The 23,106-nt window shown below is 71.6% G+C and carries 20 protein-coding genes, 7 tRNA genes and 1 pseudogene; 18 read left to right on the top strand and 10 right to left on the bottom strand.

Annotated features, from left to right (window positions below; all coding sequences use genetic code 11):
- Positions 1–98: 98 nt before the first annotated feature.
- A pseudogene (locus QFZ58_RS29825) lies at positions 99–1,444 on the top strand (OFA family MFS transporter).
- Positions 1,445–1,598: 154 nt separating this feature from the next.
- On the opposite strand, the gene QFZ58_RS29830 reads toward QFZ58_RS29825, so the two are convergent.
- The 5 genes from QFZ58_RS29830 to QFZ58_RS29850 all read right to left on the bottom strand — a co-directional run bounded on the left by QFZ58_RS29830 (position 1,599) and on the right by QFZ58_RS29850 (position 2,044).
- Positions 1,599–1,673: transfer RNA gene (locus QFZ58_RS29830), tRNA-Val, on the bottom strand.
- 23 nt (positions 1,674–1,696) lie between these two features.
- Positions 1,697–1,768: transfer RNA gene (locus QFZ58_RS29835), tRNA-Val, on the bottom strand.
- 19 nt (positions 1,769–1,787) lie between these two features.
- A tRNA-Val gene (locus QFZ58_RS29840) sits at positions 1,788–1,859 on the bottom strand.
- A gap of 1 nt (position 1,860) precedes the next feature.
- Positions 1,861–1,934 (bottom strand) — tRNA-Cys (locus tag QFZ58_RS29845).
- Positions 1,935–1,971: 37 nt separating this feature from the next.
- Positions 1,972–2,044, bottom strand: a tRNA-Gly gene (locus QFZ58_RS29850).
- Positions 2,045–2,207: 163 nt separating this feature from the next.
- Between QFZ58_RS29850 and QFZ58_RS29855 the strand changes: the two genes are divergently transcribed.
- The 3 genes from QFZ58_RS29855 to QFZ58_RS29865 are packed head-to-tail and all read left to right on the top strand — an operon-like array spanning position 2,208 to position 4,952.
- A complete protein-coding gene (locus tag QFZ58_RS29855) occupies positions 2,208–3,242 on the top strand; it encodes a chorismate-binding protein (protein WP_307129039.1) in 1,035 nt (344 codons plus the stop codon).
- Complete coding sequence (locus QFZ58_RS29860; RefSeq protein WP_307127991.1) at positions 3,239–4,060, top strand: aminotransferase class IV; 822 nt, start codon at positions 3,239–3,241, stop codon at positions 4,058–4,060. Before QFZ58_RS29855 ends, QFZ58_RS29860 begins: the two co-directional genes overlap by 4 nt.
- 55 nt (positions 4,061–4,115) lie before the next feature.
- Complete coding sequence (locus QFZ58_RS29865) at positions 4,116–4,952, top strand: GNAT family N-acetyltransferase (protein WP_307127992.1); 837 nt, start codon at positions 4,116–4,118, stop codon at positions 4,950–4,952.
- A 145-nt stretch (positions 4,953–5,097) separates the two neighbouring features.
- On the opposite strand, the gene QFZ58_RS29870 is transcribed toward QFZ58_RS29865, so the two are convergent.
- Positions 5,098–5,613, bottom strand: coding sequence for a DsbA family protein (locus QFZ58_RS29870; RefSeq protein ID WP_307127993.1), 516 nt, complete (start codon positions 5,611–5,613; stop codon positions 5,098–5,100).
- Positions 5,614–5,767: 154 nt separating this feature from the next.
- Here QFZ58_RS29870 and QFZ58_RS29875 point away from each other — a divergent pair, with 154 nt between their 5' ends.
- The 3 genes from QFZ58_RS29875 (at position 5,768) to QFZ58_RS29885 (ending at position 7,909) form a co-directional block, all read left to right on the top strand.
- Entirely contained in the window at positions 5,768–6,235 is a 468-nt protein-coding gene (locus QFZ58_RS29875) for a hypothetical protein (RefSeq protein WP_307127994.1), read from the top strand.
- 296 nt (positions 6,236–6,531) lie between these two features.
- A complete protein-coding gene (locus QFZ58_RS29880) occupies positions 6,532–7,551 on the top strand; it encodes a LacI family DNA-binding transcriptional regulator (RefSeq protein ID WP_307127995.1) in 1,020 nt (339 codons plus the stop codon).
- 202 nt (positions 7,552–7,753) lie between these two features.
- Complete coding sequence (locus tag QFZ58_RS29885) at positions 7,754–7,909, top strand: hypothetical protein (RefSeq protein WP_175420900.1); 156 nt, start codon at positions 7,754–7,756, stop codon at positions 7,907–7,909.
- A 134-nt stretch (positions 7,910–8,043) separates the two neighbouring features.
- On the opposite strand, the gene QFZ58_RS29890 is transcribed toward QFZ58_RS29885, so the two are convergent.
- Together QFZ58_RS29890 and QFZ58_RS29895 are read right to left on the bottom strand one after the other, a co-directional pair.
- Positions 8,044–8,601 (bottom strand): CGNR zinc finger domain-containing protein, encoded by a 558-nt coding sequence (locus QFZ58_RS29890; RefSeq protein WP_307127996.1) that lies wholly within the window; start codon positions 8,599–8,601, stop codon positions 8,044–8,046.
- Between the two features lie 445 nt (positions 8,602–9,046).
- A complete protein-coding gene (locus QFZ58_RS29895) occupies positions 9,047–9,460 on the bottom strand; it encodes an SsgA family sporulation/cell division regulator (RefSeq protein ID WP_003959770.1) in 414 nt (137 codons plus the stop codon).
- A 190-nt stretch (positions 9,461–9,650) separates the two neighbouring features.
- On the opposite strand from QFZ58_RS29895, the gene QFZ58_RS29900 reads away from it, so the two are divergent.
- From QFZ58_RS29900 to QFZ58_RS29930, 7 genes are all read left to right on the top strand, one after another.
- Positions 9,651–10,106 carry a TIGR02611 family protein gene (locus QFZ58_RS29900; protein WP_307127997.1) on the top strand — a complete coding sequence of 152 codons (456 nt, stop codon included), beginning with the start codon at positions 9,651–9,653 and terminating at the stop codon, positions 10,104–10,106.
- A 54-nt stretch (positions 10,107–10,160) separates the two neighbouring features.
- Positions 10,161–10,232 (top strand) — tRNA-Val (locus tag QFZ58_RS29905).
- Between the two features lie 249 nt (positions 10,233–10,481).
- Entirely contained in the window at positions 10,482–11,771 is a 1,290-nt protein-coding gene (locus QFZ58_RS29910; protein ID WP_307127998.1) for an ABC transporter substrate-binding protein, read from the top strand.
- Positions 11,772–11,782: 11 nt separating this feature from the next.
- Positions 11,783–12,775, top strand: coding sequence for a carbohydrate ABC transporter permease (locus QFZ58_RS29915; RefSeq protein WP_373428609.1), 993 nt, complete (start codon positions 11,783–11,785; stop codon positions 12,773–12,775).
- Entirely contained in the window at positions 12,772–13,632 is an 861-nt protein-coding gene (locus QFZ58_RS29920; protein ID WP_307127999.1) for a carbohydrate ABC transporter permease, read from the top strand. The genes QFZ58_RS29915 and QFZ58_RS29920 overlap by 4 nt, the downstream gene beginning before the upstream one ends.
- 7 nt (positions 13,633–13,639) lie before the next feature.
- On the top strand, positions 13,640–14,230 hold the full coding sequence (locus QFZ58_RS29925) for a hypothetical protein (protein WP_307128000.1): 591 nt from the start codon (positions 13,640–13,642) through the stop codon (positions 14,228–14,230).
- Positions 14,231–14,295: 65 nt separating this feature from the next.
- Positions 14,296–17,043, top strand: a complete 2,748-nt coding sequence (locus tag QFZ58_RS29930; RefSeq protein WP_307128001.1) for a Tat pathway signal sequence domain protein — start codon at positions 14,296–14,298, stop codon at positions 17,041–17,043.
- Positions 17,044–17,080: 37 nt separating this feature from the next.
- On the opposite strand, the gene QFZ58_RS29935 is transcribed toward QFZ58_RS29930, so the two are convergent.
- The gene (locus QFZ58_RS29935; protein ID WP_307128002.1) at positions 17,081–19,525 is read right to left on the bottom strand and encodes an SCO7613 C-terminal domain-containing membrane protein; all 2,445 of its coding nucleotides are present in this window, start codon (positions 19,523–19,525) and stop codon (positions 17,081–17,083) included.
- Positions 19,526–19,614: 89 nt separating this feature from the next.
- Between QFZ58_RS29935 and QFZ58_RS29940 the strand changes: the two genes are divergently transcribed.
- Together QFZ58_RS29940 and QFZ58_RS29945 are read left to right on the top strand one after the other, a co-directional pair.
- Positions 19,615–20,061 (top strand): SRPBCC family protein, encoded by a 447-nt coding sequence (locus tag QFZ58_RS29940; RefSeq protein ID WP_307128003.1) that lies wholly within the window; start codon positions 19,615–19,617, stop codon positions 20,059–20,061.
- Between the two features lie 39 nt (positions 20,062–20,100).
- A tRNA-Val gene (locus QFZ58_RS29945) sits at positions 20,101–20,172 on the top strand.
- A gap of 87 nt (positions 20,173–20,259) precedes the next feature.
- Here QFZ58_RS29945 and QFZ58_RS29950 read toward each other — a convergent pair.
- Positions 20,260–20,985, bottom strand: coding sequence for a 3'-5' exonuclease (locus tag QFZ58_RS29950; protein ID WP_307128004.1), 726 nt, complete (start codon positions 20,983–20,985; stop codon positions 20,260–20,262).
- A gap of 196 nt (positions 20,986–21,181) precedes the next feature.
- Between QFZ58_RS29950 and QFZ58_RS29955 the strand changes: the two genes are divergently transcribed.
- The gene (locus QFZ58_RS29955) at positions 21,182–21,781 is read left to right on the top strand and encodes a DUF4365 domain-containing protein (RefSeq protein ID WP_307128005.1); all 600 of its coding nucleotides are present in this window, start codon (positions 21,182–21,184) and stop codon (positions 21,779–21,781) included.
- Positions 21,781–23,016 carry a hypothetical protein gene (locus QFZ58_RS29960; RefSeq protein WP_307128006.1) on the top strand — a complete coding sequence of 412 codons (1,236 nt, stop codon included), beginning with the start codon at positions 21,781–21,783 and terminating at the stop codon, positions 23,014–23,016. The genes QFZ58_RS29955 and QFZ58_RS29960 overlap by 1 nt, the downstream gene beginning before the upstream one ends.
- The last annotated feature ends 90 nt before the right edge of the window (positions 23,017–23,106 follow it).

Here is a 23,106-nt window from a genome sequence, read left to right on the forward strand (position 1 = left end):
CGGGCCGGACGCCGAGCGTGCGGGCCCGTGGCGCAGGGTCGAAGCGCTTCCGCCCATGATCTAGTCATGCCCATGACTGATGCCTGGAGTGCGGGGCCATGAACCTCCTCGACAGGTCCCGGACTGTCGCGCCCCCGGGCTGGAGCCGCTGGCTCGTGCCACCCGCAGCGCTCGCCGTACACCTCTCCATCGGCCAGGCCTACGCCTGGAGCGTGTTCAAGCCTCCGCTCGAATCCGCGCTCGGCCTCTCGGGCGCCGCGAGCGCCCTGCCGTTCCAGCTCGGCATCGTCATGCTCGGCCTCTCCGCCGCCTTCGGCGGCACCCTCGTCGAACGCAACGGCCCCCGCTGGGCGATGTCGGTCTCCCTCGTCTGCTTCTCGTCCGGCTTCCTCGTCGCCGCACTCGGGGCGGCCACCGGCCAGTTCTGGCTCGTCGTGCTCGGCTACGGCTTCATCGGCGGCATCGGGCTCGGTGTCGGCTACATCTCACCCGTCTCCACCCTCATCAAGTGGTTCCCCGACCGCCCCGGCATGGCCACCGGCATCGCCATCATGGGCTTCGGCGGCGGCGCCCTCATCGCCTCGCCCTGGTCCACCGGCATGCTCGACCGCTTCGGTGCGGACCGCTCCGGCATCGCCACGGCCTTCCTCGTCCACGGCGTCGTCTACGCCGCGTTCATGGCGCTCGGCGTCCTTCTCGTACGGGTCCCGCCTGACAGCTGGACCCCCGCCGGCTGGACACCGAAGCAGGAGACCCGCAGGCTCGTCACCACCGCCCAGGTCTCCGCGCGCAACGCGCTGCGCACCCCGCAGTTCTGGTGCCTGTGGGTGGTCCTCTGCATGAACGTCACCGCGGGCATCGGCATCCTCGAGAAGGCCGCACCCATGATCACGGACTTCTTCTCGGGCACCCCGGCCCCCGTCAGCACCTCCGCCGCAGCCGGGTTCGTCGCCCTGCTCTCGCTCGCCAACATGGGCGGCCGCCTCCTGTGGTCCTCGGCCTCGGACCTCATCGGCCGCAAGAACATGTACCGCGTCTACCTCGGCGTCGGCGCCTGATGTACGTGCTGATCACCCAGCTCGGCAACGACTCCAGACCCGTATTCATCTGCTGCGCACTGGTGATCCTCTCCTTCTACGGCGGCGGGTTCTCGACCGCGCCCGCCTACCTGAAGGACCTGTTCGGCACGTACCAGGTGGGTGCCATCCACGGACGGCTGCTGACCGCGTGGTCTACCGGCGTCCTCGGCCCGCTGATCGTCAACCGGGTCGCGGACGCGGGGGAGCGGGCCGGCCACAGCGGCCCCAGCCTCTACACGACCTCCCTGACGATCATGATCGGGCTGCTGGCCGTCGGTTTCGTCGCCAACGAATGCATACGCCCGGTCCACGCCCGATTCCACGAGAAGCCGCAGGAGAGCCCCCGTGTCCACCAGGAATCGTAAATCGCTCATGGCCTTCGTCTGGCTGTGGGTCGCCGTGCCGTTCGCCTACGGGCTCTACGAACTGGTCCGCAAGGCCACCCAGCTCTTCACCGACTGACGACCCACCCCGCACGCGACGGAACCCCCGGTCGTCGAGACGACCGGGGGTTCCGGGTGGTGCGCGATACTGGGATTGAACCAGTGACCTCTTCCGTGTCAGGGAAGCGCTCTCCCGCTGAGCTAATCGCGCAGGGCGAACCTGCGTGTACTGCGTGCGCGATACTGGGATTGAACCAGTGACCTCTTCCGTGTCAGGGAAGCGCTCTCCCGCTGAGCTAATCGCGCGGGGGTCCTCGTGGACCGGTGGACGATACTGGGATTGAACCAGTGACCCCTTCCGTGTCAGGGAAGTGCTCTCCCGCTGAGCTAATCGTCCTTGGAGGTGGAGACGGGATTTGAACCCGTGTAGACGGCTTTGCAGGCCGTTGCCTCGCCTCTCGGCCACTCCACCAGGGGTGGGGGTTCGGGAAGATCCCCCACCTTCTGCGAGCGGACGACCAGGTTCGAACTGGCGACCTCAACCTTGGCAAGGTTGCGCTCTACCAACTGAGCTACGTCCGCTTGTCTTTCCCGGCCCGCTTGCGCGTCCCGGCGACGTGTTGAACTCTAGCGGATTCCCGGGCCAGTACAAAAACGCGTTTGCGCAGCGTGCTGCGCTGCCTCCGCCCCGCCGCAGGTCATGATGGACCGCCCTACACTCATCGGCGTGCACGACCTCGCCCCCATGGCCCGCTTCGGCGGCCTCGTCGCCTCCGGTCTGCAGGACGTGACCTGCGATCCTGCGGCTCTCGAATCATCCGGCTTCTGGGCCGTGTGTGCCGACTTCGAGGGCCGTCTCGTCTGCGCCCGCTTCGCCACCGTACGAACGGAGCAGGTGCCTCTCCCCGTGCCCGGGGCCTGGCGCGGGCCGGCCCCGCAGGACTGGACCTCGTCCCTGGACGAGGAGGCCTACCTGGCCGGCGTGCGGCGGATCCGCGAACACATCGCGGCGGGCGAGGTCTATCAGGCGAATCTCTGCCGCGTGCTGTCCGCGCCCCTGCCCGGCCCCGCCGCCGACGTCGACGCCCTCACCGCCCTGCTCGCCCTGGGCAACCCGGCGCCGTACGCGGGAACGATCCGGCTCCCGGCGCACGGGGTGGAGATCGCCACCGCCTCCCCCGAACTCTTCCTGAGGCGCGACGGCCGGACCGTGGAGTCCGGGCCCATCAAGGGCACCGGGCGCACCGAGGCCGACCTGCTGGAGAAGGACCACGCGGAGAACGTCATGATCGTGGACCTGGTCCGCAACGATCTGGGCCGGGTCTGCGCGACCGGCAGCGTCGGCGTGCCCGATCTCTGCGTGGTGGAGAAGCATCCCGGCCTCGTCCACCTCGTCTCCACCGTCCGCGGACGGCTCGCCGCCGGCGCGGGGTGGCCCGAGCTGCTCACCGCGGCGTTCCCGCCCGGATCGGTCACGGGCGCTCCCAAGTCCAGTGCGCTGCGGATCATCCAGGCCCTGGAGACCTCGCCCCGCGGCCCGTACTGCGGCGCGGTCGGCTGGGTGGACGCGGACCGGGCCACCGCGGGACTCGCCGTCGGGATACGGACCTTCTGGATCGACCGCACCGGCCCCGCGCCCCTGCTGCGCTTCGGTACGGGAGCCGGTATCACCTGGGGCTCCGATCCGCGGCGCGAATGGGCGGAGACCGAGCTGAAGGCGTCCCGGCTGCTCGCTGTAGCGTCGGGTACCCACGAGGAAACAGGAAGGACCGTGTCATGAGGATCTGGGTCGACGGCGGACTGCGGGACGCCGATGACGCACGGGTGTCCGTCCTCGACCACGGGCTCACCGTGGGGGACGGCGTCTTCGAGACGGTCAGGGTCGCCGAAGGCCGCCCCTTCGCCCTGACCCGGCACCTCGAACGCCTCACCCGCTCGGCCAGGGGTCTCGGCCTGCCCGATCCCGACCTCGACGAGGTCCGCAGGGCCCTGGCGGCGGTGATCGGCGCCAACCCCGTGGCGCTCGGCCGGCTGCGGATCACCTACACCGGCGGCCTCTCCCCACTCGGCTCGGACCGCGGCGACGCCGGGCCCAGCCTGTTCGTCGCCCTGGACGAGGCGGCACGCCGTCCCGACACCACCGCCGTGATCACCGTCCCCTGGACGCGCAACGAGCGCGGCGCGCTGTCCGGGCTCAAGACCACCTCGTACGCCGAGAACGTGGTCGCGCTGGCGCGCGCCCACGAGCGGGGCGCCTCCGAGGCGCTCTTCCCCAACACGGCCGGGCGGCTCTGCGAAGGCACCGGATCCAACGTCTTCGTCGTCCTCGACGGCCGGATCCACACGCCCCCCGTCGCCTCGGGCTGTCTCGCCGGCATCACCCGTGCCCTGGCCGTGGAGTGGACGGGCGCGCAGGAGACCGACCTCCCGATGGACGTCCTGGAGCAGGCCGAGGAGATTTTCCTGACCTCGACCCTCCGGGACGTGCAGGCCGTCCACCGGGTCGACGGACGGGAGCTGCCGGATGCCCCCGGCCCCGTGACGGCGAAGGCCATGCGGATCTTCGACGAGCGCGCGGGGGATGACCTCGATCCGTGAACCGGATACCGAAAAGCGGGTGACGGACCGCCGGCCAGTGGATAGAACACCCCTGATGACAACGACCCTCCGGCCCACCGGGCCGATCCAGCACGGCGCCGACGGCGCCCGGTCCCGCACGTACGACGTCTGCGACAACGGACGTCCCGTCGGGAGCGTCGGCATCAGTACCGACCCGGCGTTCGGGCCGACGGCCGGCATCCTGCAGGCGCTCCGCATCGAGGAGCCGCACCGCAGACGCGGTCGCGGCACCATCGCCGTGCTCGCCGTGGAGGAGGTGCTGCGCGGCTGGGGCTGCACCCAGGTCCGCCTGGTGGCGCCGGCGGGCGACGAACCCGCCCGGCGCCTCGCCGCCGCGCTCGGGTACTCCGAGCGCAGCCGCAACATGCTCAAGACGTTGGCCCCGGCCGTTCCCGCGTTGCCGGACGGGGTCACCGGCCGCCCGATGACCGAGCGGGAATTCGCCGCGTGGGCGAGCACCAGCACCGAGGCGTACGCGCGGAACTGGATCGAACGGGGTGTCCCCGAGGAGCAGGCCAGGCACAAGTCCGAGACGGACCACGCCACGAAACTGCCGGAAGGGCTCGCCACCCCGGGCATGAGCTTCCACGTCCTCGTCCGTGCCGACGAGACGCTCGGGCACCTCTGGGTGGCACGGCACGAGACGCCCGGGGGCGACGAGATCGGCTACGTCTTCGACGTCGAGGTGGCTGAGGGGCATCGGGGGCACGGCTACGGCAGGGCGCTGATGCACCTGGCCGAGGACCTCACGCTCGGCGCGGGGCTCACCCGGCTGGGGCTGCACGTCTTCGCGTCCAACACGCCCGCTCTGAGGCTGTACGAGTCGCTCGGCTACGAGACGACCCGGTACAACCTGGCCAAGGGCCTGTAGGCGGGGGGCCGGCCACTGCCCGGCGCCCCGGCCCTCCTGGGCCCGGCCCTCCTGGGCCCGGCGCCCCTGCCCGGCGCCTGCCCGGCGCCCGGCCTCGGCACCTGCAGCCCCGGCACGTCTGGCCCCGCGCCGCCGGGTGGCGGAGTCAGCCGCGGTCCGCGAGCAGGCGGTCGGCGATCTCCTCGATCCGGGCGCGCAGCCCTTCCTGACTCTTCCCGCCGTCCAGCCGCTCGTCGCCGATGACATAGGTCGGTGTGCCGGTGACGCCGATCGCCTTGCCTTCCGCCTGGTCCGCGTCGACGATCAGCAGATGCCGGCCGTCGATCAGCGCGGTGTCGAACTCCTCGGCGTCCAGGCCCAGTCCGCGTGCCACGTCGAGCAGTACGGGCTCGCCGGTGCGGGCGAGGTCGGCGGTCCGCGCCAGGACGGCCTCGATGTACTCCCACCCCTTGCCCTGGACGACGGCCTCCTCGGCCGCCTGCGCCGCGGCGTAGGCGTGCTTGTGCTTCTCCAGCGGGAAGTGGCGCAGCCTCACCTCCAGCCGGTCGCCGTAGCGCGCACGCAGGGTGTGGATGTCGGAGAGGGCCCGGTGGCAGTCGGGGCACTCGAGCTCGCACCAGATGTCGAGGACAACCGGCGCTGCGGGGGTGGAATCGCTCATGGATCCAGTCTTCCAGGCCGGACCTCCGCCTCCCAATCGGGACCCGGGGAGGACCGCGGCCCTGATATGTCCCTGATGTGGCTCCGGGGCGTGGCCCCGGAACGGGTGGCCGGTGCAGGATGGAAGGGACGTTTCCCGATCGCTGGAGGCACCGATGCTTGCCGAGACCATCTGTTCCGCGGTGTCGGCGGCCGGCCTGGGCATCGCCGCGATCACCGCGTACCGCAAGCGGTTCCTCGCTGCCACCCGGATCGCCGCCTACTCGTTGGTGCCGGTCGGCCTGGTGATGACCGGTGTCGTGAAGTGGGTGTCGGGCATCGTCTTCGAGCCGAGTGTCTGGATCGGCTTCGGGCTGCTGGCCGTCGCCTGGCTGCTCCTCGTGACCACCCGCGCCGTCGAGCGCCGGGGCGGCGCCACCCGTAAGGAGCGCAAGGCGGCACGGGACGCGTCGCAGGGCGAGGCGGTCGCTCCCGTCGCCTCGGCGCCCTCGCTCGGGACGGCCGCCGGGCCGGCGGCGGACCCGGCCGCTCGGGACGGCCGGAAGGAGAAGCCGCAGCAGGCCGCGGGAGCCGGTGACGACTTCAGCGACATCGAGGCGATCCTGAAGAAGCACGGCATCTGACGGGCCGTCCCCGCGCGTGCACGCGCGGATGCATGAGGCGTGAATCGATTCATGCGGGATCGTGCGATCCCGGCGCGTACGCAGGCTGCCGCGTCTCGGTATATTCGGCTGCGGCGGCGCCGCGAGCTTGACGGTGTCCCAGGGCTGGGTTTAGCGTCCCGACCGGATTGAAACGCTTCATCCGGAGGTGCGGCCACGGGCGACGAGGCGGCGGACCACGCCGGGACGTCTGTCCGTACGACAGTGAGACGCCGCGCCGGCGCGCGGCGACCGAGTGCATCAGTGGGGCAGGGCAAGTGGCGCGTGTGGCAGGGATCAAGGACGTGGCCCGGCAGGCGGGCGTCTCGGTGGGCACGGTCTCCAACGTGATCAACCGCCCCGAGGCGGTGCTGCCCGACACCCGCGCCCGGGTGCTCGCGGCGATCGAGGAGCTGGGTTACGTACGCAGTGAGTCGGCCAGGCAGCTCAGGGCGGGCCGGAGCCGCATCATGGCCCTGCTCGTCCTCGACATGGGTAATCCCTTCTTCGTGGACATCGCCCGCGGCGCCGAGCGTGCCGCCCGGGACGCCGGGCTGGGCGTCATGGTCTGCAACAGCGGCCAGAGCCAGGAGGAGGAGTCCGAGTACCTCGGGCTCTTCGCCGAGCAGCGGGTCTGCGGCGTGCTGATCACCCCCGCCGATGCCACGGGCGCCAACCTCGAGGCGTTCGCCCGCCACCGGATCCCCTACGTGCTGGTCGACCGGGTCGCGGCCTCCACCGAGAACTGCGCGGTCTCCGTGGACGACGTGCGCGGCGGCATGCTGGCCGTAGGGCACCTCGTGTCCGCAGGCCACAGGTCGGTCGCCTACGTGAGCGGCCCCGGCGACCTGCACCAGATCAGGGACCGCCGGGAGGGCGCCCTCGCGGCCCTCGCGGAGGCGGGGTACGGCCCCGAGGCCCTCGTGGAGATCCCCTCCGACCGCCTGGACGTGGCGGCCGGCCGTGACGCCGGGGCCCGCCTGCTCGGCCTCGTGCCCCGGCCGACCGCCGTCTTCTGCGCCAACGACCTGCTGGCCCTCGGTGTGCTGCAGTCGCTGTACGCCGCCGGTGTCCGGGTGCCGCAGGACGTCGCCATCGTCGGGTACGACGACATCGAGTTCGCCGCGGCCGCCGCCGTACCGCTCACCTCGGTCCGACAGCCCGCCGTGGTGATGGGCAGGATGGCGGCGGAGCTCCTCCTGGAAGAGGCGGACTACGGGAGCGGCAGCCACGAGCACCGCAGTGTCGTCCTCCAGCCGGAGCTTGTCGTCCGCGCCTCGAGCGCCGCCCCGCGCTGAACCGGCCTGCCGCCCTCGCCTGCCGCCCTCGCCGGCCGACCTCGCCGCGCCGCGCGGGCGGCCCGGCGCGGCGTACGGTCGAAAACGTGGTGGGTGGTCGGACGCCGGAGCGAATATTTGCAGCCCGGAGCGGGTGAACCGGCCCTCGGGAAAGGCGTATTGATCGCCAACACCAGTTCCGGTGAGTCATGATCACTGCGAGATGGTGGACACATCGCGGGGCGAATCCCCCGCACCCCCTGCCGAAGAGCCACGCGGCTGCCTCTTCGCCCTGTCCCAACCGCCCCTGATGATCTTCCTGACGGTGATCGGCGGCCTGCTGCTGATGGCCGCGCTGCACGACCTCTTCCTCCTGTGAGCGGGCCGCCACCGGCCCGGCGTACCGCCGGGCCGCACCCGGCTCCGTACAGCCGGCGGCCGTGCCGGACTCCGTACAGCCGCCGGCCGTGCCGGACTCCGTGCCGCCGGCAGTCGCGCCGTGCCCGGAAGGTGTCAGCCGGCCGCTTCGCGGCGACGGGCCCGGTACGCGGCGACGTGGAGCCGGTTGCCGCAGGTGCGGCTGGAGCAGTAGCGCCGGGAGCGGTTGCGCGACAGGTCGACGAAGGCGTGCCGGCAGTCCGGTGCCTCGCACCGCCGCAGCCTCTCCTGCTCGCCCGCCACGACGAAGAACGCCAGCGCCATGCCGCAGTCGGCCGCGAGGTGGTCGGCCAGCGAGGCGTCCGGCGCGAAGTAGTGGACGTGCCAGTCGTAGCCGTCGTGGTCCGTGAGCTGGGGGGTCGTGCCCGCGGCGGCCACCAGCGCATTGACGAGATCGGCGGCGGTGCGGGCGTCGGGCGCCGCGAATATCTCGGCGAAGCGGCTCCGTACCTCCCGGACGGCGCTCAGGTCCTTCTCCCCGAGGACGCCGACACCACTGATGTGATGGCGCTCGGCGAAGTCGTAGAGCGCGGCGACGTCGGCGAGTCCGTCGGCGGGCTCGCTCTCCGGCGCGGTGTTCACCAGCTCGACCACCGTGTCGAGGGCGATCCGGGTGTCGTGGGGGATCAGCACGCTTCGCTCCCTGGCCTCCGGCGGACGGGCGCCCGCCGATGCGGGCTGACTCTACTGGCTCCCCGAAGGCGCTCCCGGCCCGGTGGGAGCTCACGGGCGGCAGGGTGGGCCTTTGGTCGCCCCGGCGCTTCGGCGGAGCCGCTGGCGCCTGCCTGGACGCCTGCGTGGCCGTGCCGGTGGGGTGGGGGCGCCCTGCGGGACCAATGGGGCCGGTGGGATCTGTAGGACCAGTGTGACCGGTGGGGATGGATCATGAGCCCCGCCGCGAACGACCTGCGGGGCCGCAGGCCGTTCGGACGCCGGCCCTCTCGGGGTGCGGGCGGCAAGCACCGGCGCCGTCGCCGCGGTGGGTTCCGCGGCGACGGCGCCGGTGTCTGCCGTATGAGGTTGTCCGCGCGACGCCGTCTCCCCGAGTCGGACGGCGTCCCGCAGCTCTCGGCCTGGCTCAGCTCTCGGCCAGGATGTGTGAGAGCTCCGTGTCGAGGTCGAAGTGACGATGCTCGGTGCCGGGCGGGACCGCGGCGTCGGTCCTCTTCAGGAATGACTCCAGGGCCCTCGCCGGGGCCTCCAGCAGGGCTTCTCCCTCCGGGGAGCTCAGCGCGATGCAGACGACGCCTTGGCCGTGACTTCGGGATGGCCAGACGCGGACGTCTCCGGTGCCGGTGGGCCTGTGCAGCCCCTCGGCAAGAAGGTCACGGGCGAAAACCCACTCGACCGTTTCCTCCGCTCCGGTGTGGAAGGTGGCGTGCACGGCATAGGGATCGGCCGTGTCATACCGCAGGCCCGCGGGTACAGGCAGTGAGGACTCGCTCGACACAACGAGGCGCAGGTGCAGCTCGCAGCTGACCGTGGTGTTCATAAGCGCCAGGGCCTTTCGCTCAGTGTGCGCTCGGGGATTCGCACGTCGGCGAAATCGACATGCCACCTACGGTGGCGTTGTAAACCCCTCTGACCTATTTGTGATGCTTCAGGTAGCTCGTACAGCGGTGTGTAACTTTGGGTCATGCGTCCATTCCGGTGACGAGTGCCCTTCCGGTAGGTTGGGCCTCATGAACGCGGAGAGTGACGAGCGGAAAGAGGTCGCCGCATCGGTGGCCCCGGAACCCGCTGCGGGGGACGAGCGGCAGGCGGAGCGTGAGCTGGGATCGCGGGCGCCCGCATTCATCCGGGCGTCGAGGGTGCTGCACCTGAGCTGGCAGGTCGGCATCTTCGTCGCCGGCCTCGCCGTGGTCGGCGCGGGCGTCGTGATGCTGCCGCTGCCCGGACCGGGGTGGCTGGTGATCTTCGGCGGCATGGCGATCTGGGCGACCGAGTTCGTGTGGGCGCAGCTCGTCCTGCGCTGGACCAAGCGCAAGGTCACCGAGGCCACCCAGCGGGCCCTCGACCCCAAGGTCCGGAGGCGCAACGTCATCCTGACCGCCGTCGGACTCGTGATCATCGCCGTGCTCGTCGGGATCTACGTCTGGAAGTTCGGCATCACGATGCCGTGGAAGATCGAGCAGTGACCCGCAGGTGGTCCGGGAGCGCCGCTGACATGGGGTAATGTGTGCGGTGCGCCGGGGCGATTAGCTCAGTGGGAGAGCGCTTCGTTCACACCGAAGAGGTCACTGGTTCGAACCCAGTATCGCCCACCCCGTACCGATGGCCGGAAGCTTCACCGAAGCTTCCGGCCATCGGTGTTTTCCGTGGCCTCGTCCCGTCGTTTCCGGCACTCTCGACGTTCGGTTTCTCGAACGGCGTTCGGCCCGGGTGTGCTCCGAGGGTCTCCCTCCGCCCGGCAAATTTCGTCCGAACCGTTGACGTGCCCGGTGTCGCTCCCTACCTTGACCCAGCAAGCGCTTTCTAAAACGATTCAATGCGAAGATGGATGGGGGCGAGCCATGTCTCGGAACAGCGGCATCGACCGACGGCAGATGCTGAAGCTGGCCGGTCTCTCGGCGGCCGGTCTCGGGCTGACAGCGGCTGGTTGCGGCTCGGGCGGAGGCAGTGGCTCCGGTGGCACGGTGACCATCCGGCACTCCTGGTGGGGCGCCGACGACCGGGCGAAGAAGATCCAGCAGTGCATCACCCTCTTCGAGAAGAAGCATCCGAAGATCAAGGTGAAGACGGACTTCCAGCAGTACGGGGACTTCTGGAAGAAGTTCAACACCCAGGCGGCCGGCGGCAACCCGCCCGACGTCATCCAGAACGCCGTGACCTTCCTGCGCAAGTACGAGGCGAAGAACGTGCTCCTCGACCTCGGCCCCCAGGCCGAGAAGGGGAACCTCGACCTCACAGGCTTCCGCGCCGGACTGGAGAAGTTCGCCGAGGTGGACGGCAAGCTGCTCGGTGTACCGGTCGGCAGCAACTCGATGGCCCTGGTCATCGACGAGAAGGTCTACGAGAAGGCAGGGGTCGCTCCCGAGATCGGCTGGACCTGGGACGACTGGTACGCGGGCCTGCAGAAGATCCGGAGCAGCCAGAACATCCCCGGTGACGCCGGGCCGCACGGAGTGATGTACCTCTACGACCTGATCCTCCGCCAGAACGGCAAGGCGTTCTTCACCGAGGACGGCATGGGATTCGGCGAGGCCGAACTGCTGCCCTACTGGACGGAGGCCCTGGAGCGGGTGAAGAAGGGCCTCTACGCCGACCAGAAGAAGGTCGAGCAGATCAAGCCCGCCTTCGCGACCACCCACGGGCTGTCCGCCGGCGAGTTCACCTGGGACAACTTCTCCGTCCGCTACAGCGCGGAGGGCAGGAGCAGCTACGGCCTGGCGCCCATTCCCAGCACCGACGGCAAGAGGACCGGGCAGTACCTCGGCTCCCTGATGCTCAGCGGATCGGCGCGCACCAAGCACCCCGCCGAGGTCGCCACCTTCATCAGCTTCATGACCCATGACCTGGAAGTCGCCCGCATCATGGGCTACGACCGCGGAGTACCCGCCACCACCGCGCAGTTCGAGGCCTATCAGCCCGCCGACGCACCGAACAAGGCGATAGCCGCGTACGAGACCGCGATCGCGGACGCGGGACTCCTGGAGCCCATCACCCCGCACCCGGCCGGTGCCGACGTGGTCGAGGCGGCCTTCCTGCGCATCGGTGCCGACCTCTCGCTGGGCAAGGCCTCGCCGGAGGACTCGGTGAAGCAGTTCCTCTCCGAGGCCAAGACCGCCCTCGCCTCGAACTGAGAGGGACCGCGGTGACTCACATCCAGACCTCCCCGGGCGTATCGCCGCCCGCGGGCGACCGGTCCGTGAACAAGCGGAACGGTCCCACGGGCCAGGCGCCACCTGCCGGCACCACGCGTCCCGGCCGTCGCGAGAACCTGGCCGGCTACCTGTTCATGTCGCCCTGGATCGCGGGCTTCCTGTTCCTGATCGCCGGGCCCATGGTGTTCTCGCTGTACCTCTCGTTCACCGAGTACAACCTGTTCGACGCGCCACGCTGGATCGGCCTGCGGAACTTCACCGACATGTTCGCCGACCCGCGGTGGCGCCAGTCGGTCAAGGTGACCTCCTGGTACGTCCTGATCGGCACCCCCGTCAAGCTGGCCGCGGCGCTCGCCGTCGCCATGCTGCTCGCGCAGAAGCGGTGGGGCCAGTCCTTCTACCGGGCGGCCTTCTACGCCCCGTCGCTGATCGGCGCGAGCGTGTCGGCGGCCATCGTCTGGCGGGCACTGTTCTCGGACGGAGCCGTCGTCGACCGGACGCAGAAGCTGTTCGGTGTGGAGACCGGTGGCTGGATCGGCGATCCCGAGATGATCATCTACGCACTGATCGCCCTCACCGTATGGCAGTTCGGCGCACCGATGGTCATCTTCCTGGCCGGCCTGAAGCAGGTGCCGCGCGAACTGTACGAGGCGGCCGAGGTGGACGGAGCCGGCCCGTGGCGCAGGTTCTTCCACATCACCCTGCCGATGATCTCACCGGTGCTGTTCTTCAACGTGCTGCTCGAGACCATCCACTCCTTCCAGATCTTCGGCTCCGCCTACATCCTCTCCAACGCCACCTGCGGGCCCGCCGACGCGACGCTCGTCTACACCTGTTACCTGTACGAACAGGGCTTCGTGAACAGCCGGATGGGCTTCGCCTCCGCCATGGGATGGCTGCTGCTCGTCGCTGTCGGCCTGGTCACCGCCGTCCTGTTCTGGTCCCAGAAACGCTGGGTGCACTACGAGGAGGGCGGCCGATGAGTCTCCTGACCGCAGCCGTACGACGCCGGGGAGCCGGCGCACTGGCCTGGCACCTGGGGGCCCTCGCCGTGCTCGCCGTGGTCCTCTACCCGGTGGTGTGGACGATCGGGGCCTCCTTCAAGCCCAGCGCGGACATCATCGGCGCTCCGGAACTCTTCCCGGGCGATCCCGTCACCGACAACTACACCAGGCTCACCGAGGGCATCGCCGACATCCCCATCTCCACGTTCTTCATGAACTCGGCCTACATAGCGGTCGGTTCGGTGATCGGAGTGGTGCTGTCCTGCTCATTGACGGCCTATGCCTTCGCCAAGGTCCGTTTCGCCGGCCGCAACGCCATGTTCGCCGTCATGATCGGCACCCTGCTGCTGCCGTACCACGTGCTGATCATTCCGCAGTACGTGCTGTTCCAGAAGCTGGAGCTGATCAACACCTTCACCCCGCTCCTGATCGGCAAGTACCTCGCCACCGACGCCTTCTTCGTCTTCCTGATGGTGCAGTTCATGCGCGGTCTGCCCAGGGAGCTCGACGAGGCGGCGCGGCTCGACGGCTGCGGGCACCTGAGGATCTACTGGTCGATCGTCATGCCGCTCTGCCGGCCGGCGCTGATCACCAGCGCGATCTTCACCTTCATCAACGCCTGGAACGACTTCATGGGCCCCTTGCTCTATCTGAACGAGCCGGACAACTACACCGTCTCGATGGGGCTCAAGATGTTCATCGACCAGGACGCCGTGGCCGACTACGGCGGCATGATCGCCATGTCGCTGGTCGCCCTGCTGCCCGTGCTGGCCTTCTTCACGGCCTTCCAGCGCTACCTGATCGACGGCATGGCCACCTCCGGCCTGAAGGGCTGAGGCGGTCATGACGACGAAGGCTCCCACGGCGCAACGGCGCTCGCACGCGATGGACCGCTTCGCCCTGTTCTCCGAGTGCCTGCTCACCGGCGTCTGGATCGCCGTCGCGGCCCTCCCGCTGCTCACCTTCCCGGCGGCCTTCGCCGCCGGGACCAGGCACCTGCGCCGCCACCTCGCCGGGGAGCGCGGCGGGGTGCGGGAGTTCGTGGGGGACGTCCGCGCCGCGGCGCGCGGCGGCCTGTTCGTGGGTGCGGCCGTGTGGGCGGCCGGAGCGCTGCTCTGGCTGGACCTGGCGGCCGTACGGGCCGGGCTGCCGGGCGGGCCGCTCGTCGGCGCCGTCGGCATCCTCTCCCTGATCGGCCTCCTCGTCGCGGTCGTGCGCGCCGCCGCGTGCTGGGAGCCCGGTGAAGCCTGGCGGGTCCTGCTCGCCGGCGCCGGACGGCGCACGGTCCGCGATCCGGCGGGCTCGTTCCTGCTCGTGTGCGGGATGGCCGTCGTCGTCCTGTCCGGCGCCCTGATGCTGCCGCTGGCCGTTCCCGTCGTCGGGGCGGTGGCCGCCGCGGCCACCGCCGTCGAAGCCCGCCGGCTCGCCCGCTGACCGCACGGCCACCCCGCTCTTCCCCCTGCCGTACGTCCCCGATCCGCACGGAGAGAGGCACCACCATGTCCAGGATGCCCCGCAGAACACTCCTCAAGGCAGCAGCGGCGGCCGGTGCCGCCGCACAGTTCAGCTGGTCCCTCGGCACCACCGGCGCCGCGGCCGCATCCGGCACCGGCGAGACCGCCGGACCCGTGACCCTCACCTGGCTGGAGCCCGGCGGCCTCGGCGCGGCCCCCGGATCCACGCTCGGGGTGCCCTGGCCCAAGGGGCAGTACCCGAAGGACCAGCACTTCACACTGGTCACCGAGGACGGCAAGGACGTCCCCGTGCAGTCGTGGACCACCGCCACCTGGCCCGACGGCTCCGCGAAGTGGACCGCCCACGCCGTAGGGCCGGAAGCCGCCGGCGCCAAGAAGTTCGTGCTCGGCCCCGGAGCGCCCGCCGCGCCCGCCCACAAGGTCACCGTCAAGAACACCGGGTCCACCGTCACCGTCTCCACCGGCGTCATCACCGCGAAGATGGGGAAGACCGGCTCCTCGCTCATCACCTCCCTCGTCCGTGGCTCCACGGAGATCGCCAAGGACGGCCGGCTCGTCCTGATCCGCCAGGGCGAGATCGAGGACGGTGACCAGGGGCGCGAGTCGTACGAGCGCTTCGAGAGCGCCGTCACCACGACCGAGGTCGAACAGAGCGGGCCCGTTCGCGCGGTGGTCCGTATCGAGGGCAAGCACCGCAGAGGGAAGCGCTCCTGGCTGCCCTTCTCCGTCCGGCTCTACTTCTACGCCGGCGCCGAATCGTTCCGCATGGTGCACACCATCACCTTCGACGGTACCCAGGAACCCGGAAAGGCGAGCGGCGACTTCATCCGCGGCCTCGGTGTGCGCTTCACCGTCCCGATGCGGGACGAGGCCTACGACCGGCACATCCGCATCGGCGGCGAGGGCACCGGCATGCTCCGTGAGGCCGTCAAGGGCATCACCGGACTTCGCCGCGACCCCGGAGCCGCCGTCCAGGCAGCGCAGTTCGAGGGGACGAAGCTGCCCGATCCCGCCACCTGGGACCAGCGCGTCACCAGCCGCCTCCACCTCATCCCCACCTGGGGTGACTACACCCTGAGCCAGCTGTCCGCCGACGGGTTCTCCCTGCGCAAGCGCACCAAGAAGGGCCACGGCTGGATCGCGGCGGGCGGTGGCCGGCGGGCCTCCGGCTTCGCATACGTCGGCGGGGCGAGCGGTGGGCTCGCCTTCGGCCTGCGGGACTTCTGGGAGAAGTTCCCCGCCCAGCTCGACATCCGCGACGCGCACACCGACGCGGCCGAGGTCACCGTGTGGCTCTGGTCGCCCGAGGCCGAGCCGATGGACCTGCGCTTCTACCACGACGGTCTCGGCCAGGACACCTACGCCGAGCAGCTCGAAGGCCTCAACATCACCTACGAGGACTACGAACCCGGCTTCGGCACCCCGTACGGCATCGCCCGCACCAGCGAACTCCTCTTCTGGGCCCACGACTCCACCCCCGGCGCCTCCGCCCTCGCGCAGCAGACCGAAGCCGTCCGCACCCTTCCCCAGCTCGTCGCGCCCCCGGCCCAGCTGATCGCCGCGAAGGTCTTCGGCGGGCTCTTCTCCCCGGTCGACCGATCGACACCGGCCAAGGCGAAGATCGAGGACCACCTCGACTTCCTCTTCACGTACTACAAGGACCAGGTCGACATGCGGCGCTGGTACGGCTTCTGGGACTACGGCGACGTCATGCACTCCTACGACCCGGCCCGTCACCAGTGGCGCTACGACGTCGGCGGCTACGCGTGGGACAACTCCGAGCTCTCGCCCGACCTCTGGCTCTGGTACGCCTACCTGCGCTCCGGGCGTGCCGACATCTTCCGCTTCGCCGAAGCCATGACCCGGCACACCGGTGAGGTCGACGTCTACCACCTCGGGCAGTGGGCCGGCCTCGGCACCCGGCACGGCATCCAGCACTACGCCGACAGCGCCAAGCAGCAGCGCATCGCCAACACCACCTACCGGCGCTTCTACTACTTCCTCACCGCCGACGAACGCGTCGGCGACCTCATGCGTGCCAACGTCGACTCCGACGAGACCTTCCTCGCCCTCGATCCGCTCCGCAAGATCCGCACCGAGCCCTACACACCCGACCGGCACGCCCTGTCCATCGGTTTCGGTACCGACTGGAGCGGGCTGGTCTCCGCGTGGCTCACCGAATGGGAGCGCGGCGGTCCGCAGGCCGCGAAGGCGAAGGCCCGCGTCCTCGCGACCATGGAGACGATCGCCGCACAGCCCAACGGCTTCGTCCAGGGCAGCGGCCTGTACGACCTCGACACGGGGAAGTTCGCCGTCGCCGCCGAGCCCGTCGTCAGCGTCTCGCACCTCTCGGCGGTCTTCGGCCTGAACGAACTGTGCGCCGAGCTCATCGACCTCGTCGGCCTCGAGGTACCGGAGTTCGAGGAGGCGTACCTCGACTACTGCCGGTACTTCAACGCGACCAAGGCAGAGCAGAGGGCGCGCTACGGCTCCGACTTCGGCAGTCTCATCCTCTTCCAGGGCCACTCCCGGCTCGACGCCTACGCCGCGGTCCGGACGGGCGACGGGAAACTCGCCGCCCGGGCCTGGGAGAAGTTCTACAACAGCGACGGGTACAAGGAGTCGGCCCCCTGGCGGACCGAGAAGGTGACCGGCCCCGTCACCACCGTCCCCGGCACGGAGGCCGACTGGGTCTACACCAACGACACCGCGCTCTACGGACTCGCCGCCATCGAGAACCTCGCCCTCATAGGCGACCGCATGCCCGCCTGATCCCGGAGCAGGACGCCCTGGGCCGGCCCCGCGGCCGTCACCGCATCCGGCCCACGGCGTCCCTCAGCCGGCGCGCGTCGCGCAACCGCTGCTCGTACGTCGCACCGACCGCGAGCAGCACCAGCCCGGCGAGGGCGGGGGGCGCCCAGCGGGGGAGTGCGTCGAAGACCTGGACCACCTGCGGAGCCAGCTCGTGCAGCCCGTCCAGGGCCAGCACCGTGGCGCCCAGCACCAGAGGCGCCCGCAGGCGGCGGCGGGCGCCGGCCAGGGTGACCACCAGTGCCGCGACGCCCAGCAGCAGCGGCCGCAGCCAGTGCGCGTCGCCCCACGCCGCGACGAGGCTCGGCACCATCGTCATCGACAGGGCGGGCCCGTACGCCACCCAGGAGGACGCCGAAGCATCCCGGCGACGCCGCAGGTACCCCACCCCGAACGCGGCCACCGAGGCCGGCAGGGTGTACGCCTCCGGGGCCGACACATCCCAGGCCCCCAGGCGCACCCACGCCGCCAGCACGAACAGCACCGCCGCCGTGCTCCCGGCCACCCGCCGGCGCTCCGGGCGCAGCGCGCCGTAGGCCGCCAGCACCCCGCACAGGGCCAGGACCAGCGCCAGGTACGGCGCGTCCGTCACCGCGAGCCCCACGGCCACCACCGCACCGCACGCCCCTGCGGCCTCCACCGCCACCGCCACGGCGGCGACCCGCAGACGCGCGCCGAGCAGCACCGTCACCGCCGGCACCACCAGGACCGCAGGCGCCGTACCGGCCGCGCCCCACCCGAGGGAGGCGCCGACCGCGGACACCACGACCACCGCCCACAGCACCGACCCGCCGGCGAGGACCGACTGCACCACCGGCACCCGCGACCGGGCGGCCGCCCCCGCGAACAACACCGCCAGCACCCCGGACACCACCGGCGTGGCGGGCTCGGCGGCCAGCGCCAGCAGCCCCACGCTCACGGCTCCGACGAGCGCGCACACCAGCCCGGTCAGCCCGGCACCGTCGGTTCCCCGCCGCACGGCCACCGCCAGCAGCCCCGCCACCAGCGACAGCTCCACCCCCACGGCCGCCGCGTACGGCACGTCCGCCACGGCGAGCAGCGCGAGCACCGCCGCCCAGACCAGGCCGAGGGCGCCTGCCCCAGCCGCAGCCCGCCACGCGGCCCCCGGCACCACCGGCTCCCCACCGGTCCGCAGCCGCCCCGCGTACAGCGCGCCCAGCAACCCGGCCACCACGACGAGCACCACCGGCGACGCGGTGGACCGCGCCCACGGCACCGAAGCTCCGAGCGCGTCCCGCAAGCCCGACGGCGCCCCGGCCCACACCTTCGTCACCAGGGAGATCGGCCCGAGCAGCACGGCGGCCACCACCGGCAGCGCCCACAGCACCGCGCCCGACACGACGGCGGCCGACGCCCCCAGGACGCCCCGGGCCACCGGCTGCGGGACCCGGAACCGCACCACCGCGGCGAGCGCCGCCCCGCACAGCAGGTACGCCGGGACCGACCAGCCCCACGGCAGCCCCGCACGCACCACACCGCCCACGGCAGCCACCGCGGCCAGACCCGCCACCGCACCCGCGACCGCCGCCGCCTCCTTCGGCGCGCGCCACGCCCCGACCAGCGCCACCAGTGCGCCCGCCAGCAGCAGAGCCCCCGGACCCACGGCCGCGGACGGCCCCTGCGCCGACAGCGACTGCTCCAGACCCAGCAGCAGAGCGGTCAGCCCGGTCGCCGTCGCCCCGGCGCACGCCGTGATCCGCACCGCGAGCCCCCGGCCCCGCAGCGCCACCGCCACATCTGCCGCGGCCGTCACCAGCAGCGCCCAGCCGAACACCGGCGCGGACGCTCCCGCCGCCCAGGCCCCCAGTACCAGAGGCAGCTGTCCCGCCACCACGGCCGCGGGCAGAGGTAGCCGCAGCCGCCCCAGGCCCAGCCCGTACGCCGTCCACACCGCGGCGAGCACCGCCGAGGCGACCGCCGAGAACCGGAGCCCGTCCGTGCCCGGCGCCGCCACCGCGTGCAGGGCGTACGCGTCCAGGACCGTCAGCACCAGCGCCAGCGCGGCCAGCGACTCCGCCGTCGCGGACAGCCCGCGGCGCAGCAGCAGGGCAGGCGCCACGAGCGCACCGGCCGTCACCGCCGCCAGCACCACCGAGCGGCCCGCGATGCCCATCTCGCCCCAGCTGAACAGGGTGAACGCGATCGCCGCGACGGTCAGCAGGAGACCGCCGAGGACCAGCAGCACGTTCTGGGCGCCGCGCGACGCGGCGGCGGGGGCGGCGGGCGTGGCCGGGCCCCAGGGAGGCGGGCCGGCCGTGGGCGGCGTGGGAGGCGCGGGAAAGCCCGCAGGCGCGGCCGGGGGCCGGAGTACGGTCAGGAGCCAGGCACGACGGTGCAGCAGCTGCAGCCGGCGGGCGTCCAGCCGGACCAGTTCGCGGTCGAGGAGCGCCAATTCCTCGGCGGGTGGCGGCACATGTTCCATGTACGGGAGTGTGGCGCCGCCCACATGTTCGTACATGCGCTCGGGTACTCACTTCCACGCCTGAGTAGGCACCCCGGCACACTGGAGCCATGGACTGGAATCACTACCGCTTCACGAGCATCTGGGACATCCCCGTCCCGCCCGACGCCGTGTACGACGCCCTCGAACGTCCCGAGGACTACCCACGCTGGTGGCCGCAGGTCCGCGAGATCAGCCGGATCGACGACGCCACCGCCACGGCACGCTTCCGTTCCTCGCTCCCCTACGACCTCGTCCTGACGCTCCGGCAGCGCCGCAGCGACCCCGCCGCGCGGACACTCGAAGCCACGATGAGCGGCGACCTGGAGGGCTGGGCACGCTGGACCGTCGCCCCGCACGAGGGCGGCAGCCGGGTCACGTACGAGCAGGAGGCCGAGGTCCGCAAAGGGCTGCTGCGCCGGCTCGCCGTGCCCGGACGTCTCCTCTTCCGCGTCAACCACACGCTGATGATGCGCTCCGGACGCCGCGGACTGCGGGCATGGCTCGAAGCGGTTTGAACGGAGACCGCCGAGCCCTGTATGGTTCAACCCGTTCCCGGGCGATTAGCTCAGTGGGAGAGCGCTTCGTTCACACCGAAGAGGTCACTGGTTCGAACCCAGTATCGCCCACCCGGGAAAAGCCGGTCCGTCAGTACCACCGACGGACCGGCTTTCGCGTCCCCGGCCCCGGGCGGGGCCTTGCGCGGGCCCGGCCCGTCAGGCCGCGGCAGGGAGCTCCGGACGCAACGGCCACGCCGGGTCCACCGCCTCCGGCGTACCGCTCTTCTCGAACCACGCCTGCAGCCCCCGCGCCTGAGCCGCATGCCACACGGCCTGCAGCGAATGCAGTTCCGCCGGAGTCAGCCGCTCCAGCCGGGCGGCGAACCGCCGCCCCACCGCGCGCACCAGCTCCAGTGAGGCCACCGCGTCGGCCGCCGCGTCGTGCGCCCCGTCCAGCGCCACCCCGTACAGCTCGCACAGGTCCGTCAGCGTGCGACGGCCCTTGCGGTAGCGGTCCAGATGCTTGTCCAGGACCCGGGGGTCCAGCACGCACAGCGGCGCGTTCCGCAGGTACCCCGCCAGCGACGACGCCCGGTGCCGCCTCAGCTCCCGGTCCAGCAGCGTCAGGTCGAACGGCGCGTTCATCACGACGATCGGCCGCCCCGCCGCGCACTGCTCCGCCAGCGCCCGGCCTATCTCCTCCACCACGGGGGCGGGCCACCGCCCGTTGCGCTGCAGATGGTCATCCGTCAGCCCGTGGATCTCGGTGGCCCCGGCGGGCACCGGAATCCCCGGATTGACCAGCCAGCGGGTCACGCGGGGACGCCCGCCCGCCATGTCCTGGACGACGAGTGCGGCCGAAACGATCCGGTCCTCCTCGACGTCCACGCCTGTCGTCTCGGTGTCAAAAGCGGCCAGTGGGCCATCGAACCAGTGCATCATCCCCGAACTCCTCGCACCTGCTTGGCAGATGGCGGGATTCCTCTGCCCGATTCGGTGATACCCGGGCCCTTTGCCTGATACGCCGTTTGCGGCACGTCTCCTGCGGTGACAACAGAGATGACGGGCAAGGAAGTTGACCGGTCCGTCAGCGGAGACCGGGCAACCGGTCGGCACAGCCCGGAAGGCACACGGAGCCATGGCGCTCGCGCAGCCGAATCCAGCAGGTCCCGCCCACGCCGAGGAGTACGGGGCAGGGCCGCCGCCGCAGAGGACCGCACCACCCCTTCGCGGCACACTCGCCACCACCGCCTGCATGGAGACCCTTCAGGTGGGCTACCTGCACGCGGTGGCCGCCGCCGCGGGATGCTCCCTGTCGCAGCCCTTTCCCGACAACGGCATCGACTGGCACGTCAGCCACGGCGCCCCCGTCCACACCGTCGACGACGAAGTGACCGTCAAGGTGCAGCTCAAGTGCACCTACCAGATCGCCCCGCGCCCGCCGGGCGCCGCGTTCTCCTTCACCCTCGACAACGCCCACCTGGTGAAGCTGGCACGGACCCCCGTGTCGGTGCACAAGATCCTGGTCGTGATGCTCGTGCCCCGCAGCCAGGACGACTGGCTGCGGGCCGGACACGACCGGCTCGACCTGCGGCACTGCTGTTACTGGACCAACCTGGCCGGCCACGCGGTGACGGGACGTCACAGGACCACCGTGCGGATCCCGACCTCCCGGATCTTCGACGACCGAGCACTCTGCGAGATCATGGCCCGGGTCGGGGCCGGAGGGAGACCCTGATGCACCGGTCGACGGACGAACCCGGCGGAGCGGTTCCGGCGGGCCCCCGCGCACATCCGTACGCCCCCGAAGGGCCGGGCCCCGGCCCCGATCCCGCGCGCGTCGACCCCGCCGTCCTCGGCGCACTCCTGCGCAGGCACGGATGGTGCCGCCGCGGAGGCGCCGCCGGGCGCTACAGCCGGTGGACCCCGCCCGGCCCCGACGAGCCGGGTACCAGCCTGCTCGTCCCAGACAGCACCACCTTCCCCGACAGCGAGGACCTGCTCGCCGAAGCCCTCACCGCACTCGCCCGCGCCGCGGCCCCGTCCGCCCGCGACGTCCTCGTCGCCCTCACCGTGCCCAGCGACGAGATCCGCTGGTGGCGCGATGTCCCCGAAGGCGCCGCAGGTGCCGCCGGGTGGACCGAGGTGGACACGCTGCGCACGGCGGCCCGGCAGATCCTGCTCGCCGGCGCGCTCGCCGTACGCGGCCGGGCCGGCCACCACGGCGCACGCCACCGCAGGAAGGCCCGCGCCGCACTGGACGGCACCCTCGTGGGACCCGCACCCGACGGACGCACACTGACCGCGTTCGTTCCCGTCGCCTCCGGGCGGGCCGTCGCCGTACAGCTCCACCAGGCCCTGCACGCCACTCGGGAGGCCGTCGACTTCCAGCGCGCCACCGGAGGCCTGGACGCCTTCGACGGTGCCGTCGCCGCCGGGGTCAGCAGGGAGCTGACCGAGGCGGTCGTCGCCCTGGTCCGCGGCACGGAAGGCACCACGATCACGCTGGCCTGGGCGCCCGCCGCCGGGACGCCCCTCGGCTGCCCGGAGAATCCCGAGCCGGTGGAGTTCTCCCCGGGCGACCTGCCCGCCCTGCGCCTGGCCGGGGCGCGCTACCTCAGGGACGAGCCCGCCGTCCCGGTCCGCATCACCGGCGCCGTCGTACGGCTGCGCCGCTCGGGCCCGCGCGGCCCCGGCGTCGTACGGCTGCGGGTCCTCGCGGGTGCCGAGGTCGGGCATGTACGGATGGAGCTCGACGAGGAGGCGTACCGCATCGCCGGCCACGCCCATCTGGTCGGGCTCCCGCTGCGGGTGGAGGGCAGGCTGGAGAACCGCGGGGGCTTCCGGCGGCTCACCGGCGCCTCACAGGTCGCGCCGGTCCAGGTCGACGAGGCGGAACGGGACCGGCTGATGAAGTCGCTCCAGGAGAACCTCGACTTCTTCGAGGAGGCCTGCACGGGGGACGAGCGGTAGGGCCCCGCGTCCGGACAGGCCGCGCGGGGGCGCGGTGCCGGGGCACGCGGGCCCGGCACGATCCGGGCGAGAGGCCCCGCGCCCCGGCAT

The organism is Streptomyces sp. B1I3 (genome assembly GCF_030816615.1).
In the GTDB taxonomy this organism is placed as follows: domain Bacteria; phylum Actinomycetota; class Actinomycetes; order Streptomycetales; family Streptomycetaceae; genus Streptomyces.

What these genes read in the sequence shown, in the direction of transcription:
- QFZ58_RS29855 (WP_307129039.1), top strand. Translation starts at nt 2,208, where the DNA reads ATGGCCCGCTTCGGCGGCCTCGTCGCCTCCGGTCTGCAGGACGTGACC.
- QFZ58_RS29860 (WP_307127991.1), top strand. Translation starts at nt 3,239, where the DNA reads ATGAGGATCTGGGTCGACGGCGGACTGCGGGACGCCGATGACGCACGG.
- QFZ58_RS29865 (WP_307127992.1), top strand. Translation starts at nt 4,116, where the DNA reads ATGACAACGACCCTCCGGCCCACCGGGCCGATCCAGCACGGCGCCGAC.
- QFZ58_RS29870 (WP_307127993.1), bottom strand. Translation starts at nt 5,613, where the DNA reads ATGAGCGATTCCACCCCCGCAGCGCCGGTTGTCCTCGACATCTGGTGC.
- QFZ58_RS29875 (WP_307127994.1), top strand. Translation starts at nt 5,768, where the DNA reads ATGCTTGCCGAGACCATCTGTTCCGCGGTGTCGGCGGCCGGCCTGGGC.
- QFZ58_RS29885 (WP_175420900.1), top strand. Translation starts at nt 7,754, where the DNA reads ATGGTGGACACATCGCGGGGCGAATCCCCCGCACCCCCTGCCGAAGAG.
- QFZ58_RS29895 (WP_003959770.1), bottom strand. Translation starts at nt 9,460, where the DNA reads ATGAACACCACGGTCAGCTGCGAGCTGCACCTGCGCCTCGTTGTGTCG.
- QFZ58_RS29900 (WP_307127997.1), top strand. Translation starts at nt 9,651, where the DNA reads ATGAACGCGGAGAGTGACGAGCGGAAAGAGGTCGCCGCATCGGTGGCC.
- QFZ58_RS29910 (WP_307127998.1), top strand. Translation starts at nt 10,482, where the DNA reads ATGTCTCGGAACAGCGGCATCGACCGACGGCAGATGCTGAAGCTGGCC.
- QFZ58_RS29920 (WP_307127999.1), top strand. Translation starts at nt 12,772, where the DNA reads ATGAGTCTCCTGACCGCAGCCGTACGACGCCGGGGAGCCGGCGCACTG.
- QFZ58_RS29925 (WP_307128000.1), top strand. Translation starts at nt 13,640, where the DNA reads ATGACGACGAAGGCTCCCACGGCGCAACGGCGCTCGCACGCGATGGAC.
- QFZ58_RS29930 (WP_307128001.1), top strand. Translation starts at nt 14,296, where the DNA reads ATGTCCAGGATGCCCCGCAGAACACTCCTCAAGGCAGCAGCGGCGGCC.
- QFZ58_RS29935 (WP_307128002.1), bottom strand. Translation starts at nt 19,525, where the DNA reads ATGGAACATGTGCCGCCACCCGCCGAGGAATTGGCGCTCCTCGACCGC.
- QFZ58_RS29940 (WP_307128003.1), top strand. Translation starts at nt 19,615, where the DNA reads ATGGACTGGAATCACTACCGCTTCACGAGCATCTGGGACATCCCCGTC.
- QFZ58_RS29950 (WP_307128004.1), bottom strand. Translation starts at nt 20,985, where the DNA reads ATGATGCACTGGTTCGATGGCCCACTGGCCGCTTTTGACACCGAGACG.
- QFZ58_RS29955 (WP_307128005.1), top strand. Translation starts at nt 21,182, where the DNA reads ATGGCGCTCGCGCAGCCGAATCCAGCAGGTCCCGCCCACGCCGAGGAG.
- QFZ58_RS29960 (WP_307128006.1), top strand. Translation starts at nt 21,781, where the DNA reads ATGCACCGGTCGACGGACGAACCCGGCGGAGCGGTTCCGGCGGGCCCC.